The sequence below is a fragment of the Candidatus Tisiphia endosymbiont of Dioctria linearis genome (genome assembly GCF_964026545.1).
In the GTDB taxonomy this organism is placed as follows: Bacteria; Pseudomonadota; Alphaproteobacteria; order Rickettsiales; family Rickettsiaceae; genus Tisiphia.
This window is the reverse complement of the sequence record NZ_OZ032156.1, coordinates 684,909-700,922: the sequence shown is the minus strand read 5'-3', so window position 1 is coordinate 700,922 and position 16,014 is coordinate 684,909. Positions and strand designations below refer to the sequence as shown.

Here is a 16,014-nt window from a genome sequence, read left to right as displayed (position 1 = left end):
TAATGGTCGTGGCAATCCACTATTCATTAGATTGCTTCGTCGTACGGTTTCCCTACTCCTCACAATGACGTTTGTGAATTTGGCTGTAGTCGGGTTAGATACACCCCTATTCTTCTAATAATTGTTCACGTATTGCTTGCAAGTCATCTTGACAATTATTCCAAACATCTTGGATTTCTTGTTCATAAGCAACTAACTCCAGCATAGTCCAATTAAACTGTTCAAAAAGCTTATATGCATTATTTAGCCCTCTATAAATAGCATCTATATTAGATAATGTTGTAGAAAATAATTCTTCTATTCTCGCTTCTTGTGATTTTTTATATTCACCATGACTAGCGGTACCAAATTCTGCTATATCATGCATCTGATTGGTTCGTATCTGTATTTCCACATTACGACCAGGTGTACCAACGGCAGCCACGGTATGCAGAGAACTATAACCATTATGTTTGGGATTAATAATATAGTCTTTATATTTCTCAAGATTGTTAGGATATAGATCATGAATAATATCCAATACTTTGTAACAATCTTCTTGCTTATCAACTATAATTCTAAGAGCCACTAGGTCATTTAATTGATGAAAATCAATATTCTTTCTTAACAGCTTCTTTAAGACAGAAGTAGGGTCTTTTAGCCTGTATGATATGTTCTCTACTATAGAATTCTCATGCAAACTAGTACCAATAGCACTGACAATCTTGTGGAAATTATATAACATAAAACTCATATTACTCTATAATATTTTAGAGATATTAATAAAAATTACCACTTCCTGTCAATGACTAAATTATTAAGTTATAAATAATATCTTTTAATAATACAATTTGTTATCGAATTAGTTATAAACCTTAACTTGTTTTTTCCATAAATCCATGTCATATTGTTCACAATATTCAAACATGGCAGTAGTATTAGGGTGATGTATGCCGAATTCTTTAACTTGAGGTTTACCAAAGAATTTATAATTATATAAATCTTTTGATTTACAGGCGGCTATAGCTGCTTGACTATATAAGTAACTAACTTGTGCAATATTTTGACGATTATCTTTATATAAATAATGATATATAGTATAAGCTTTTTTATAAGATGCTATTGCTTCTTTAATATTATCTTGAGCAAATAAAATCTCACCTTGTACTACATAACTAGCCGCTAGATCCGGATTTTCATAATAATTTGTATCATTAACATCTCTACTCTTTGCTAAATATATGTCTATAGCTTTATTAATGTGATCTAGACATTCATCCATCTTACCCAATCCCAATTCACTTCTTGCCAATTGTGTATAAATCCTTGCCATTTGCTTGGAAGCATAAGCAATCCTTTCACCCTGTAAACGATGCATGTCACATAATTGTTTAGCTTGAGCATAGGATTCTTGATATCTGCCAAGATAGCTTAGTATTGCCGCCCTAAGTAGATAAGATGAAGTATAATATCTATTATTAGGGGGCAATCCGTTTTTTGTAAGTACCTCAATATTTTTATCGATACAAACTAAAGCCTCATCATATCTACCTTGGATAAAAAATAAGCTTGCTTTTAAAGAATATATTACAAATACATCATATTCTTGGAGTCCTTGTTTTAATAACTCTTGCATTTTTTCAAGGAGTTCTTTGGTAATTTTTATATTGCCTAAAGATACTTGAGATTTAGATAGGTGTAAGTGTAAATTAAATTTTAAGGCATCACAATCATTAAGATCATCTAAAATCTTTAATGCTTGAGTAACATAAGAAATAGCCACTTCAAAATTTGTTAAGGACACTCTATTATACGCTCCTATTATTCCCAAATATCGAGCATAATGATATTTTTGATGTTCGGACATTTTCCAAAGTTTAAAGTTACCTTCCTTATATTTTTGTTCGAACCAATCTATCATTTCTTTTGCTTTACATATATTGCTATCATTTATGCATAAAGAGAGTAAATTAGCTCTTAAATTAAGCATTGCATATACGCCAATATTATATTTTTCCGAATTTTTGAAAAGAATCTCCAGATTTTCACGTATAGTCTTTGATGCTCTCCATACATGTATCGACAACGCTGAATTCTTAGATTTAGGTAGTTTTAAAATAATATCTTCTAAATACATTTTATTGTTTTTAGCTCCATTTAGCTCCATGATCTTATTAGCAATAATATCATGCATCTCAAAAATAGGATTATCTTGGTTAGGATCAATGTTGCTAATCAGTAGGAACTTAGATAATTTATATATATCGTCATCTAGAGTATCTTTACTATCAGTAATGACACTAAGTAGTTGCTTTGAGAAACTCTGATTATTTAGTAAAGCTATTTTATTAAGTAACTTTACTGCACTAGGCTTTAATCCCTGTATAGCCATATTAATATTTGTTGTTATTTTATCAGCTGAGTGATAAATTTTATTCTTATATTCTTCTCTATCTAAACCTTTGATCTTATTTAATAATTGAATGCCTTGAACTATAAGTATAGGGTAACCATTGAATGCTTTTATTAAAAATTCAATATCATTTTCGTCTTTATTATTTAATAAATTACTAGCTAAAATAGCGGTAGTATCTTTGTCAAATAAAGCCATTTCTATAGTGTTAGGTAATTTCTCACTATCTTGCGAACAAAATATTATATTTCCATTACTCTCCCAATCAATAAACTCTTGAACTTTGTTATTTTCATTAATTTTTAGATTATCAAATATTAATAACCACTTATCCTTGTGAGTTAAATACGATATTACTTCCTTCTTTGCTAAAGTAACATTTTCAGATATATTAGCATTTCTAATACTATTAAGCTGTTTAGCTAACTTAAAAAATTGCTCATTAAGATCAACATTACAATCAAAAAACCAAATAATATCGTAATCAGCCTTATTATCATAGGCGTGCATTCTAACAAATTGCGTTTTGCCAATACCACTAGTGCCTACTATACTTACCTGTTTATGTTTACTTAAGCTATGCTTAAGTGCATTACGCTGATTCTCGTGGCTTACAAAATAACTAACTGGTATAATCAAATTAGATATTTGTTCCTGGGCAAATGAATCATTGACCATAATTAATATTATAAGTAACAAAAATTTCTTATTCATTTTTTTCTCTTAATTAAAGAGTTTAATAAAATGACGTTTTCTTCTTGTTGGTTGTTCCAATTCTTCAAGTCATTTGAGTAAATCTCTATAACATTACTTTGATTATGACTTACTTGATAGTTATAACCATTCGTTTGTAATAGATTAAATACTTGACTTAGATTAAGTAGAAAAGGGTTAGCATGGGTTTTGAAAAAATTATTTGACGTTTTTAGCAGCTCTTGTGCTGTCATTATAGGGTAACCATCATATTCAAAATGTAGTACCACCTTTTGCTTTATACTATCAATAGTTAATTTAATATTATGCTTGGTAACAAAAGGCTGGCTTTTTAACAAAAAGAATAGATAGCTAACAACACTATAAATGATTTGGTACAATGCTGCATTAGAAGAAAAATGTAATATTTTTGCTTTACTGGAAATTTTAAACGATATATTCTCATCTTCCTGATTAAATCTATCAATAAATAAATCAACTAATTTAGTGGTATCAATTTCTTCTATTTTATTTTCTTGGTACAATGTTATAGAGCAAGGTACTTTATCACCAAAGTTTCTTAACCTATAATCCTTGAGCATATCTTCTTGATTATTGGAATTATTATCAAGCAACGATATTTGATTAGCTTCTTGAGCAAATAAACAATTAATTTCCAAATCTTTTTCATTAGGAAGGTTTCACAATGTTTTAATTCCCTTTGATGATTAAGTTTGAGTTGCTCTAATTCTGCAGTATGTTCATCTTGATAATGTAATGCATAAGACTTACTGAAACTGCTAAATAATATTTTTAATAGAACATATAACAAGACCATATTAGCTATAATAAATGCAGTTAATAGCCAAAAACTTCTTTTGATATCTGTTTCTACTTTATGCCAAAATACATTATTAATTGCCAGGCTAATATTAAGTTGGTAAGAATCGTTAATATGGTATATTTTATCTATTTGATAATTTTGCACTGTAGTCTTTGAATAAAGAAAATTTTTATTCAGTTCTATCTTGTAATTAATGAATTCTGGAACACTCCGAGCTAATAGTTCCCCAAAAAGGAAAATATTATAATTTCTACATTTTAGTGCTTCATTACATATCTCAATCTCACTACTAGTACTTTTAATTGAAATGTTTTTGTCCTGAATATTGCTAGATAAGTAATATGCTAAAGAAGAAAGTTTATTCATACTTACCTCTACTATTCTGTCATAATTGGTTTGCAGAATTTGTGTTTTTTCCATCTCAACTTTATCATTATAATATTGATATAATGATATTATAATTGTGCTATAAACTATAAAAATTAAGGTAAATATCTTGAATAAATTTTTTCTTAATTTATCTAGATATGGTGAATTTTGCCCTTTCATAAATCAATAAACTAATAGTTGAAAATTACACAAAATGCCCTAGGCTCTGTGTAATGTCTAAAATATCTAGGCTCTGTGAACAAAATTTTAATTGTTTAAATTTTGAGTATTTTTAAGCGAAAATTAATAAGATTTTTGCCGGAATAGTTAGTTCTATTTCAAAAAAATCTTATAATTTGCAGCTAAAAAGAGTCAAAATCTAGTAATTTAAATTTTGTTCACAGAGCCTAGGTTAATTAGCTGCTTAATAACCACGTGCCACAGCTTAAATACACCTATTTATTTAGTTATATATCATACTTTTTATGCTACGCTAAGTTACTATTATGTCAATAACTTTAATTTTTTCCTGTTGTAATAAATAATTATTTCCAAAAGAAAAAATTATACGAATAGTAACATTTTATTTTAGGAGCTAATTTGTTCACAACCTCCTAGGTTATCTTAAAAATATTTACTACAAGCTTTCAAATATGAATATCCTGTTATAATAGTCAAAAGTGCAGCAACCCATAAAGCTATTTGTCCTATTAAATCCATATAAATTATACCCGAACCTTTAGAACCAAGAATTAATACTGACAAAGCAAACATTTGGGTAAATGTTTTAATCTTAGCTAACCTAGATACAGGAATACTTACTTGAATCAAAGCTAAAAACTCACGTAAGCCAGCTACCAGAAATTCACGAGCCAAAATTAATAAGCATGGTATCTCTCCTGCAGCTCCTTTTTTTACCAACATTATAATTACACAACCTACTAATAATTTATCAGCTATAGGATCAAACATTTTACCAAATCCTGATACTAAATCAAACTTTCTAGCAAGATAACCGTCAAAAAAATCAGTAATACTAGCTAAAATAAATAATATCGCTGCAATTCTATGAGCAAGTTTAGAACTATCTAGATAAAAGGTCATTACAATAATTGGAATAACCACTATACGAGCTATCGTCAGATAATTTGGTATATTTTTGTCAATAGTCATTTATTATAAATTTTTACTTACTTGATCTTTTTCTAGAAACAACAGCGATGGATTATGATCTAAATCTAAGAAAATAGAAACCATTTTTTATAAAATAACTCAAAAAAACTAATCTAGCTTGCCAGAACTTAAACATCGGTATTATCATTATCAGAAACACCTAATGCTTTTATATCCTATTCTGCTAAACTCATTGCTAAAGCAAAATCTAACTTTGGTGTAGAAATACTACACTCATGCTCTTTAAGAATAGAAGATAAATAAGAAGTTTTCTCAATCTCAATAATTTTTCGTTTTTAAGATCATTATTCTGCAAGCATGTAAAATCCTGTTGAAGGATTATTTTGTATAAGTCTTTAAGACTTTGAGCTTTTGAGTTCGATTTGTAAACATGTTCCAAAAATGATTTATTTGATATGTAGCTATCTCTCTCTTCTTTTGTTATTTTAATTTTTGCCATAAAAGTCATCTATTATTAGTTACAAGATATATATAGCATAAAATTTAGCCACCACTAATAGCAAAAGATATTATTTCAGAAAATTATTATAAATATTTAGATTATTGCGTATGGAAAAATTATAGCTTCTTCGTCTATTAGCGAGGAGCTGCAAGGCGGCGACGCGGCAATCCATTTTATACTAATTTTTAGGGATTGCTTCGTTGACCTACGGTCTTCCTCGCAATGACGGTGTATAGACGGAGCTTAAGGGGTTAGCTATATACACCTAGATATAGTTATATTATTTAAATAATCCTTTTAACCCTTTTTCAATGGTAGATTTTACTTTATTGATAGGATCCTTATTATTAGAAGGCTCTCTCTGTTGATTATTTTGTGTTTCTTCTCCTGTAGCTTGTTTATTCTTTCTTCCCCCAATAATATTTTTCAATATGTCTTCAGGCTTTGTGCCTTTCTTAACGCCATCAACCACGCTATTTACTAAATTCTTCGTAATATATTCCTTTAATGCTTTAGCATCAAGTTTATGCTGTGGATTATTCAGATTGCCGTAAAGGTGAACTTTCAATGGTGGTATTGAATTTATATTTACATTAATAATACTATCAATATCAAGGGTATATTTAGGTAGGTTAACATTTCCAGTAATTGTGACTTCTGACGAGGCAACATCTAATTTACCGTTTATTATATTAACTACCCCTTCTTTTATTTCACTATCCACCGCAAGCTTTTGAAAATTCGTTTCACCACTTGCCAAGAAAACATCGAGCATTTTTAAAATAGTTGCCAGGTTTTTAATATTTCTAAGGTTATCTAATAGTTTTTGTAAATCAAATCCACTAATTATACCGTCAGATGCTGTTAATGTTGCTGTACCAAATAGGTTACCTACATATTGAGATTGGCTTTGACCTTTTGTTTTGATATCTGTTACAAAATTAACAGTCCCTTGTGTAACTTTAATTTTACTTCCCTGTGAAACTATATTTTTTAACTTAGCATCTTTAAGAGTAGCTTTAAAGCTAACAGGTTGGTTAACTTGCGAAGAAATTTGTCCAGTAGCGAATAAAGTTCCCCCATATAAATTACCATTTATAGATTTAATATCCAGCACACCACCGGCAAGTAACATATTAGTTTTGACGTTATCAAAGTTCAGATTCCCTTTAATAATTTTCTGTATAGTTAACGTTAAATTTCCATCAAACTTGTTTAAAAATGATAAATCTATAACATCTTTAGACCAGGGTACAGAATTATTTACAACAGAATTATCTACATTTTGCACAGAATTCGCAGCCATATTAGGAGATGGTGTATCACTTAAGTCATCTAAATTTAAGGAAGCTATTGTTATATCTGATAAGATATTTGGTTTAGCAGAAGCTAAATTGATAGTGACTGCTCCACTAAGATTTATAGGATTCTTTTTTAACTGAACGGTAAATTTATTTATATTAGTTTTAAGAGAATTCTGTCGTTTATTTTGTTGTTTAACAGTCTCTCCCTTTAGCCAAATATCTCCAAGATTAATCGGTAGAGTCATGCCAAATAAACTAGCAATGGCTGCTATCTCACTAATTTTTACATTATAAGAAACAACTAGCTCTTTATCCCAATCCTTAACCCCTACATTACCTGTTAAATTAGCTTTATTTACAGTAAAATTAAGGTTATTTAGAGATAAATTTTGATCTAAATAAGCAAAGCTTGTTGCCAGAGAAAATGTCTTATCTAACAATTTAATTTTTAAATCTACCTTATTATCTTGAAAGTGGAAGTTAGCATTACCTTTAGCTAATAACTTACCTACGGTAAAATCAATATCACTAATTTTTAATAATTTCTTATCACTATTAACGTTAAAAGTTAGTTTATGATCTAAATTGTTGGGGATAGACATATTAGGCAAAATACTTTGTAGGTTTTTAGCAGTTCCTTCCAGTTTGAGTTGTCCAGCAAAAGTCATATCATCGTAAGCAAAGTTACCTGAAAAATTAACCTTTTCTTGCAGAGCATTTAAATCTGCCGTTAAAGATATGATACCCTGCTTGTCTTGTATATTACCTTTGATATTATAATTCTTGCCAGAAGAATAGAACTTACAGGATAAATCAGATGGTCCATGAAGATCGTTGATTTCTAATCTGTCAATATCTATGGTTGTTGGAGAAGCGTTATTGCCTTTAGTCTTATCAGTAAAATCAACATAATTTAACTTAGCATTAACAATTTTAATTAAGTTGATATATAAAGAAAATGGAGCTTTGCTATCGTTCATTTTATCAGTTGGGGTTGTATAGTCAATTGATGAGAAGTTGGTGGCGTCGTCGCTCAATGCTCGCCTATTACTTATAGGCGTCGCTCCATCGTTCCTAGCATCAACTTCTCCTGAATTGACTATACTAACATTGGTTGGTATTTTGGTAAATTCCCAAGAGGCTAAACCATTACTCATCCGTTCTAAATTAATTACTGGTTGGTTGATTTCAATCGTTGAAATGTCTATCTTTCCTTTAATTAGAGATAATATAGAAATAGAAGCACTTACTTCCTTAACATCCAATAAAGAAGGGTAGTTAGCACCATCTAGAGAGGCAAGTGTTAGGTCTTTAACGATAATAGTTGGAATGGGTAGCAAAGAAATGCTGATATCTCCATTGATTTGTAGTTCTCGACCAGTTATTTCTTTGACCTTATCAGAGGCTAGTTTTTTATATGATTCCAAAGAAATAAATAAAGGGGTTATCAGCAATATAACAATTATTAAAATAAATAACGCCACCGAATATTTTAGGAATTTTTGCACTATACTGCTCATTATAATTATTTTATTAAATATATTTTGATGTCTGGTTTCTGTCAATGATATAGCATAATTAAAAAATCCTAAAAAAGTGCTTAGTGGGGGAGCTATGACCTGTTATAATGAAGTGCATTTTGCATAATTAGAAAGAAATATTTTATGGTCTCTACCAAACAGCAAAATTATCCATTAAAATCATATTTATACTCCTTGGCTTACAAATATCGAGTATACCTATCTAGCATTGTCCTTATATATATCTGTGGTGCACTACTTGATATTTTTGTTAATTATCAAATTAGAGAAATTATTAATACTATTGCCAAGAATCCACATGACAATGTTACCCTACTTCTCTTAATATTTGTATTATATAAAATGATGCACCACGGGGTATATTTTACCTTTAGGCTTTTTGACATTAAATACAAACCAGTGATGCTGGCAGAAATCGTTGAATATGCCTACAACAAGACTATGAAACATTCTTTGCATTGGTTTGATTCACATTTATCGGGAGAAATTGCCAGTAAAATCACTGATTTTCAAGATGGCATTATAACTGTTATCACTATTCTTTGTCGTGCTTTGAGAGATATTGTAGTTGTTATAGGTGGCATAATATTTTTGTGTACAATGAATTACAAGATAGCCGGAGTGTTAATTGTTTTTATTGTGGTGTATGTACCAATATTATCAGTTTTACTCCAGAAACAAATACAGTTACAAGAAGAATATACTAAGGCACGACAAGAAGCGGTAGGTATTATCAATGACTCTGTTGCCAATATTTTTGGTATTAAAATTATTGGCAATGTTTGGACAGAACTGAAACTAAAGCTCCTGCCTGCCATTGATCAATGGAAAAGTTGGGATCGAAAAACTCGGGTATATGATGCTTATTATGTAGACCTGACTGATAGCATATTAATTACTCTAATGGCAGCGGCTCAAATATTTGTGGTAGCATATTTATATAAAACTGGACAAATCACTGCTGGTGATTTTGCCATTAGTATGGTGATTACTTTTAGAATTGAATGGGCGATTGATCAATTATTAGATAATATCATATTTTCCATTAATCCTAAAATCGCTGCTATCAAATCTTCATACAACTTTATTAATACTATCTCAAATGTCACCGATACAGAAAATGCTAAGTTGCTTCCTTCTGTCAAAGGTGATATTAAATATCAAGATGTAACTTTCAACTATGGTAGTGGTGGAGATAATATATTTGACAATCTTACATTACATATCAAAGCTGGAGAAAGGATTGGTATAGTTGGGACATCAGGGGCTGGCAAAACTACCTTAATCAAATGTTTGCTAAGATATTTCAATTTGCAAAGCGGAACTATTTTAGTTGATGGATATGATATTTCGCAGGTAACGGAAGAGTCGCTAAGAAGCAATATTTCAGTAATCCCACAGGATATTACGATGTTTCATCGTTCTATCCTAGAAAATTTGCAGCTGGCTAAATATGATGCTACTTTACAAGAGATTCAGGAAGCCTGTAAAAAAGCTAGAATACATGATGATATTCTGCAGATGCCCAATGGTTATCATTCAATAGTTGGTGAACGAGGGGTAAAAGTAAGTGGTGGGCAACGGCAACGAATTGCAATCGCTAGAGCTATTTTAAAAAATGCCCCCATCCTTATTTTAGATGAAGCAACATCGGCACTTGACTCACCAACCGAGGCTTTAATTCAAAAATCTATAGATGAAGTTTTGGAAACCACTAATGCTACAACTATAGTCGTTGCCCACCGTTTATCAACACTTTTACACATGGATCGTATTTTAGTATTCAAGCGTGGTAAAATTGTGGAAGACGGTACTCATGCTATGTTAATCGCTAGAGGAGAGTTATATAAAACTCTCTGGGATGCACAATATAGAGGATTTTTGCCGGACAGCGAGGTATAGCTAACCCGGTTAGTATTTAAGATTCCCGCTTACGCGGGAATCTGGATCCCTCACCGAAACAGGTATGACATACTACGCATGGATGACACAAAACAGGATTGCTTCGCTCTAGCTTCAACGCATCCTTGCTAATAGACGTTGACCATATACTATTTTAAAGGGTCTTGCTACGTTATGTTCTAAATTTTAATAGTTTACATATTGTAGCGGATCAACAGCTAGCTTTCCCTGGCGAATAGCAAAATGCAGCTGAGGGTATTCGGCATCTCCAGTACCCCCTACATGTCCTATTACTTCTCCTTGTGAAACTGTTGCTCCTTTTTGAACAATTAGGTCTTGTAAATAAGCATAAGCAACATAAAGGTCGCTATTATCTAATTTTACTATTAGTAAATTACCAAACTTCGTATCATTACCTGCAAACATTACTTTACCTGAGGCAATAGATTTTACATTAGCACCTTCTTTTGCAGCAATATTAATCCCTTTGCTTTTTCCTTTAGATGTTTGTTCACCAAATTTGATAGTAATTTTACCATCAATTGGTTTGATAAAATTTGTCGCATTTTCCATTTCTCTTATAGTGCTTTTTCTTATTGATCTTTCTTGATTTTTTTTATTTAACAGCTCAGTATTAACTTTTATCATGATAATTTGAGATTTGCTAAGATGGTATGGGGCAGACATGTTATTTAGCTCAGCTAATTGCTCAACCGTTTGACCATACTCATTGGCTATCGATTCTAACGTTTCTCCTGATTGAACCTCACGATAGATTATCTTATTATCATCTAGTTTTACTTTTGGGACTATTATTATATCGTCCTGATTTTGAGGCTTTATAGCATGGCGTTCCTGTAAGAAACCAGTTGGAGCATCAAACTCTTTTTCTTTCTCGTCAATCTCTCTACCTATTATTTCGCCTTCATCACTTTCTGATATATGGTTATTTTCAGAATATGTGGTAGTTGGTGGTTTTGTAGTTGTAGCTTTTTGGGAAAAATTCTTTCCACGATTATATTCAATAGGAGCTGGAAGTTGAGTAGCACATCCAGAAACCATAAATATTACAAAATAGATAAAAAATATATTGTTTTTCATAACTAACCAAAAAATTTGCAATTTTATTATGCAATAAACTAACTTTAATGTACAATTAATTTTAGTATTTTTTTCACCAAGATTACGTAATTATGAAAACTTACAGCGTTCTAATAGCCAGTGACCATTCCGGATTTTCACTCAAGAGTAAAATTATCAGTTATTTAAACAATAAAAATATATCTATCCTTGATTATGGTACCTATAGTCAAGAAGTAGTGGATTATCCAGATTATGCTAAAAAAGTTGTTGATGGAATCTTAGAAAATATAGCTCCTTTAGGAATTTTGATTTGTGGAACTGGTATAGGTATGTCAATTGCCGCAAATCGTATATCTGACATAAGGGCTGCTTTATGTTTTGACTTATTTATGGCAGAAAGATCAAGAGCCCATAATGATGCTAATATAATAGTGTTAGGAGCTAAGATACCAAACGAAGAATTGGCATGTCAAATAGTCGATAAATTTTTAACCACTAAATTTGAAGGTGGAAGACATAGTACTAGATTATCAAAAATAAACTAGGAGACACTAATTAATGTGAGCGTTCACGAATTTACTTATGATGATGAATAAATAACAAAAAAGAGGGCTAGTAAAATCCCCCTTCTTTTATAGAATAATAATAATGAATCGATAAACTATTATATTAGAGATCAAATCTTATACCAGCCATCAAGTTATGCCCTCTGATGTTATCTTTAGCTTTTTCTTTGTCTTTCTTGTCCTTATCTTTATCTTTTTTTGCATCACCTGTTTCCCCATAATCTCTCCAGCTATAGGTAAGATCTAGGTTTATGCCATCAGACACATTAAAAGAAGCACCAGCAGTCAACTGATAAGCAAAATTATTAGCGGTTTCATAGGAGAAAGTATTTGTTTGTTCCTGTTTGCCATCAATTGCATTAGTACCAGTTATCTTTTGTTGCACTTGAGCCATACCAATACCGGCTCCGGCAAAAAATTTAACAATACCTGCATCATATAAATCAACATAACCATTGAGTAATAATGATCTGACGATTTCTTTAGCTGTAGCTTCTGAAGAGTAATTCTTACCATCTTCCTTATCAGTATGAGAGTACTTAAATTCTGGATTTGGGAGGAGGCAGTCAATTGTCAGCTCTGCTCTAACATTATCCATGATATAATAACCAGCACCAACACCAAAAATACCAGAAAAAATGGGTTTAAATTTAATATCATTAATCTTAGCACTTTCAGTCTTAAATTTTAGCATATTCAACCTAGTTGCACCGCCTTCGGCTTTAAGATAAAATCCCCCTGTTTCAGCAAATGATGCAGCAGAAGTCAAAAGAGTTGTACTAGTAGCAGCAATTAACAATAATTTTTTCATATATATTTCTCCTTAAAAATTAATAAACAAGAATCCCTTATAGGCTCTTAAAATAAATACCCGTGAAACACAAATTCTTTTCAAATTCCACTTAGGTCACCTAGCTTTAAGTGTATAGCATAATATTTGTCTTCAGCCTACTTAAAAAATTACTATGAGCATTGAACAATAATATTATTGCGATAATTTGTGGCAATAAGAACACAGTATAAAGTATCTATATAGCTAACCCAATTATAGTCAATTCAGGAGAAGTTGGGGACGTTGTCGCTCAATGCTTGCCTATTACTTATAGGCGTCGCTCCATCGTTCCTAGCCCCAAATTCTCCTGAATTGACTATAGTATTTTCCTATAACAAACTGACGTCATTGTAAGCAGTAACTTTGCTGCAACGAAGCAATCCAAATCTTAATCTCTTTTCATTTTTTTGGATTGCTTCGTCTGCTTACGCCTTCTCGCAATGACGCCTTTTCGACTACTATTTTCTTAAGTTGACGCCTGTGTACAATGATGAGAGTACTATGTGGTTTCGCTAATAGACGTCAATATCGGGTAAACTAAACCTCCTAAAGGTTTATTGCATCTATACAAGCAAATGTGGCAATTTTTGTTATCTCACTTGCTGATGCCCCCATTCTTACTATTTGTACCGGATATTCAAAACCATTAATTATTGGTCCGATAAAAACACCTCTGGCTAATTCTTGCAATAGTTGCGTTGAGATTGCAGCTGAATGCAAACCAGGCATAATCAAGACATTAGCGGAACCTGATAACCGACAAAACTTATACGAATTACGTAAATTGGGGTTCAGAGCAACATCAGCTGACATTTCCCCATCATATTCAAAATCTAGATTCATCCTATCTAGGATTCTAACAGCCTCCCTTACTCTATTTGCCTTTTCTCTCATTGGATTACCAAAAGTTGAGAAGGAAAGTAGAGCAATCTTTGGCGTCATTCCTATATTTTTTGCTATACTGGCAGTTTGCAAGGTTATTTCTACGAGATCTTGCTCACTTGGCAGTTCAGTCACGCTATTATCAGCAATAATTATATTATGTTCCTTGGCAATCATAATAGAATATCCCAATATTCTATTATTCTTTTTGGGTTCCATTACCTTCATAATATCCTCTAAACTATTATAATAGCTCTTTGTTACGCCAGTAACCATACAATCTGCATCACCGCAAGCTATCATGATAGCTGAGAATATATTTTTATCACTTTTAACGAGTCTAGCACAGTCACGGTATAAATACCCTTTACGTTGTAATTGGCTATAAAGAGTATCTATATATTTATTAAGATTTTGGTTAATAGCCGCATTCATTACGGTAATACCCTCTAAATCATAATTCATACCTATTTTATTTAAAACAGCAGATATTTTATCATACCTACCCACTAGGATAGGGTGAGCATGACCAGCATCTCGCATAATAATAGCAGCCTTAATTACCTCTTCTTCCTCGCCCTCAGCAAAGACCACTCTTTTAGGCACTGATTGTTGGATTCTTTCAAATAACAGATTCATGTAATGCGAGGTAGGATTTAGTCTGCTCTCCAATTCCTTTGCATAATTCTTGAAGTCAAAATCTGTAATTCTAGCAACCCCACTATCTATAGCTGCCTTAGCTACTGCCATCGAAACAGTGGTAATTAATCTTGGGTCAAATGGTACAGGAATTATATACTCTGGACCAAAAATCATTTTTCTACCAGGATATGCTTTATAAACTTCATCGGGTACAGCTTGTCTTGCTAGCTCCGCTAAAGAAAGGGCTGCAGCTATTTTCATTTCCTGATTGATAGTAGTAGCTCTAACATCTAAAGCTCCACGGAAAATATACGGGAATCCCATAACATTATTAAGCTGATTATTGTAATCAGAGCGTCCTGTAGCAATAATCGCATCACTTCTAACTGACTGTATATCCTCTGGAGTAATTTCTGGGTCTGGGTTAGCCATCGGGAAAATAATGGGATTTTGAGCCATACTAGCTACCATTTCTTTTGATACCGCACCTTTAGAAGATAAACCAAGGAATACATCAGCTGACTTCATAGCATCACTTATGGTACGCAAATCGGTTTCGATAGCATATAATTCCTTCCATTCATTCATACCTTCTTTTCGACCCTTGTAAACAACCCCCATTTTATCACATAGTATAACATTTTTTTTGTTAACACTAAGAGCAATTAGTAATTCAATGCAAGCAATAGCTGCCGCCCCTGCACCACTTACTACAATTTTTAAATTATCCAATGAACGATTTATAATATATGCCGCATTAATAAGACCTGCCGCAGCAATAATAGCCGTTCCATGCTGATCATCATGAAAAACCGGTATCTGCATACAGCTTTTTAATTTTTCCTCAATTATAAAACATTCAGGAGATTTAATATCTTCTAAATTAATACCGCCAAAACTATAACCAAGATATTTTACGGCATTAATAAACTCATCTGGATCAGTAGTATCTATTTCAAGATCGATAGAATTAATATCAGCAAATTTCTTGAATAAAACGGCTTTTCCTTCCATTACCGGTTTTGACGCAGCTGCCCCCAAATTACCAAGACCAAGAATGGCCGTGCCGTTAGTTATTACAGCAACTAAGTTACCTCTAGCCGTATATTTATAAACGTCATCTATATTCTTAGCAATTTCAAGACATGGTGCTGCTACCCCTGGCGTATAAGCCAAAGCCAAGTCCTGTTGAGTATCCAAAGGCTTAGTTGCAGCAATAGCAATTTTGCCTGGTTTCCCATTGCTATGATATTCTAAGGCTTTGAGATAATTTATTTTATTCATTTCATCCATAAATGTTACTCCTTAATTACTTCAAGTTTTCTACT

At 31.9% G+C, this 16,014-nt stretch carries 11 protein-coding genes; 2 read left to right on the top strand and 9 right to left on the bottom strand.

Going from position 1 to position 16,014, the window contains the following annotated elements; all coding sequences use genetic code 11:
- Nucleotides 1-106: 106 nt before the first annotated feature.
- The 6 genes from AAGD42_RS03395 to AAGD42_RS03370 all read right to left on the bottom strand — a co-directional run bounded on the left by AAGD42_RS03395 (nt 107) and on the right by AAGD42_RS03370 (nt 8,758).
- The gene (locus AAGD42_RS03395) at nt 107-733 is read right to left on the bottom strand and encodes a bifunctional (p)ppGpp synthetase/guanosine-3',5'-bis(diphosphate) 3'-pyrophosphohydrolase (RefSeq protein WP_341760770.1); all 627 of its coding nucleotides are present in this window, start codon (nt 731-733) and stop codon (nt 107-109) included.
- A 108-nt stretch (nt 734-841) separates the two neighbouring features.
- Complete coding sequence (locus tag AAGD42_RS03390) at nt 842-3,106, bottom strand: tetratricopeptide repeat protein (protein WP_341753248.1); 2,265 nt, start codon at nt 3,104-3,106, stop codon at nt 842-844.
- On the bottom strand, nt 3,103-3,687 hold the full coding sequence (locus tag AAGD42_RS03385; RefSeq protein WP_341760769.1) for a hypothetical protein: 585 nt from the start codon (nt 3,685-3,687) through the stop codon (nt 3,103-3,105). Before AAGD42_RS03385 ends, AAGD42_RS03390 begins: the two co-directional genes overlap by 4 nt.
- Nucleotides 3,666-4,478, bottom strand: coding sequence for a hypothetical protein (locus AAGD42_RS03380; RefSeq protein ID WP_341753246.1), 813 nt, complete (start codon nt 4,476-4,478; stop codon nt 3,666-3,668). The genes AAGD42_RS03385 and AAGD42_RS03380 overlap by 22 nt, the downstream gene beginning before the upstream one ends.
- Before the next feature lie 444 nt (nt 4,479-4,922).
- Nucleotides 4,923-5,471 carry a CDP-diacylglycerol--glycerol-3-phosphate 3-phosphatidyltransferase gene (gene pgsA / locus AAGD42_RS03375; protein ID WP_341750472.1) on the bottom strand — a complete coding sequence of 183 codons (549 nt, stop codon included), beginning with the start codon at nt 5,469-5,471 and terminating at the stop codon, nt 4,923-4,925.
- Nucleotides 5,472-6,214: 743 nt separating this feature from the next.
- Complete coding sequence (locus tag AAGD42_RS03370; RefSeq protein ID WP_341760768.1) at nt 6,215-8,758, bottom strand: AsmA family protein; 2,544 nt, start codon at nt 8,756-8,758, stop codon at nt 6,215-6,217.
- Between the two features lie 144 nt (nt 8,759-8,902).
- On the opposite strand from AAGD42_RS03370, the gene AAGD42_RS03365 reads away from it, so the two are divergent.
- Complete coding sequence (locus AAGD42_RS03365; protein ID WP_341753244.1) at nt 8,903-10,681, top strand: ABC transporter ATP-binding protein; 1,779 nt, start codon at nt 8,903-8,905, stop codon at nt 10,679-10,681.
- A gap of 186 nt (nt 10,682-10,867) precedes the next feature.
- On the opposite strand, the gene AAGD42_RS03360 is transcribed toward AAGD42_RS03365, so the two are convergent.
- A complete protein-coding gene (locus AAGD42_RS03360; RefSeq protein ID WP_341760767.1) occupies nt 10,868-11,782 on the bottom strand; it encodes a LysM peptidoglycan-binding domain-containing M23 family metallopeptidase in 915 nt (304 codons plus the stop codon).
- A 92-nt stretch (nt 11,783-11,874) separates the two neighbouring features.
- Between AAGD42_RS03360 and rpiB the strand changes: the two genes are divergently transcribed.
- Nucleotides 11,875-12,309, top strand: a complete 435-nt coding sequence (gene rpiB / locus AAGD42_RS03355) for a ribose 5-phosphate isomerase B (protein WP_341753242.1) — start codon at nt 11,875-11,877, stop codon at nt 12,307-12,309.
- 124 nt (nt 12,310-12,433) lie between these two features.
- On the opposite strand, the gene AAGD42_RS03350 is transcribed toward rpiB, so the two are convergent.
- A complete protein-coding gene (locus tag AAGD42_RS03350) occupies nt 12,434-13,141 on the bottom strand; it encodes an outer membrane protein (protein ID WP_341753241.1) in 708 nt (235 codons plus the stop codon).
- A gap of 567 nt (nt 13,142-13,708) precedes the next feature.
- Nucleotides 13,709-15,979 carry an NADP-dependent malic enzyme gene (locus AAGD42_RS03345; RefSeq protein ID WP_341753240.1) on the bottom strand — a complete coding sequence of 757 codons (2,271 nt, stop codon included), beginning with the start codon at nt 15,977-15,979 and terminating at the stop codon, nt 13,709-13,711.
- Between the last annotated feature and the right edge of the window lie 35 nt (nt 15,980-16,014).

Excerpts from the sequence above, each read along its gene's own strand:
- AAGD42_RS03395 (WP_341760770.1), bottom strand. The coding sequence starts at position 733 with ATGAGTTTTATGTTATATAATTTCCACAAGATTGTCAGTGCTATTGGT.
- AAGD42_RS03390 (WP_341753248.1), bottom strand. The coding sequence starts at position 3,106 with ATGAATAAGAAATTTTTGTTACTTATAATATTAATTATGGTCAATGAT.
- AAGD42_RS03385 (WP_341760769.1), bottom strand. The coding sequence starts at position 3,687 with ATGCTCAAGGATTATAGGTTAAGAAACTTTGGTGATAAAGTACCTTGC.
- AAGD42_RS03380 (WP_341753246.1), bottom strand. The coding sequence starts at position 4,478 with ATGAAAGGGCAAAATTCACCATATCTAGATAAATTAAGAAAAAATTTA.
- pgsA (WP_341750472.1), bottom strand. The coding sequence starts at position 5,471 with ATGACTATTGACAAAAATATACCAAATTATCTGACGATAGCTCGTATA.
- AAGD42_RS03370 (WP_341760768.1), bottom strand. The coding sequence starts at position 8,758 with ATGAGCAGTATAGTGCAAAAATTCCTAAAATATTCGGTGGCGTTATTT.
- AAGD42_RS03365 (WP_341753244.1), top strand. The coding sequence starts at position 8,903 with ATGGTCTCTACCAAACAGCAAAATTATCCATTAAAATCATATTTATAC.
- AAGD42_RS03360 (WP_341760767.1), bottom strand. The coding sequence starts at position 11,782 with ATGAAAAACAATATATTTTTTATCTATTTTGTAATATTTATGGTTTCT.
- rpiB (WP_341753242.1), top strand. The coding sequence starts at position 11,875 with ATGAAAACTTACAGCGTTCTAATAGCCAGTGACCATTCCGGATTTTCA.
- AAGD42_RS03350 (WP_341753241.1), bottom strand. The coding sequence starts at position 13,141 with ATGAAAAAATTATTGTTAATTGCTGCTACTAGTACAACTCTTTTGACT.
- AAGD42_RS03345 (WP_341753240.1), bottom strand. The coding sequence starts at position 15,979 with ATGGATGAAATGAATAAAATAAATTATCTCAAAGCCTTAGAATATCAT.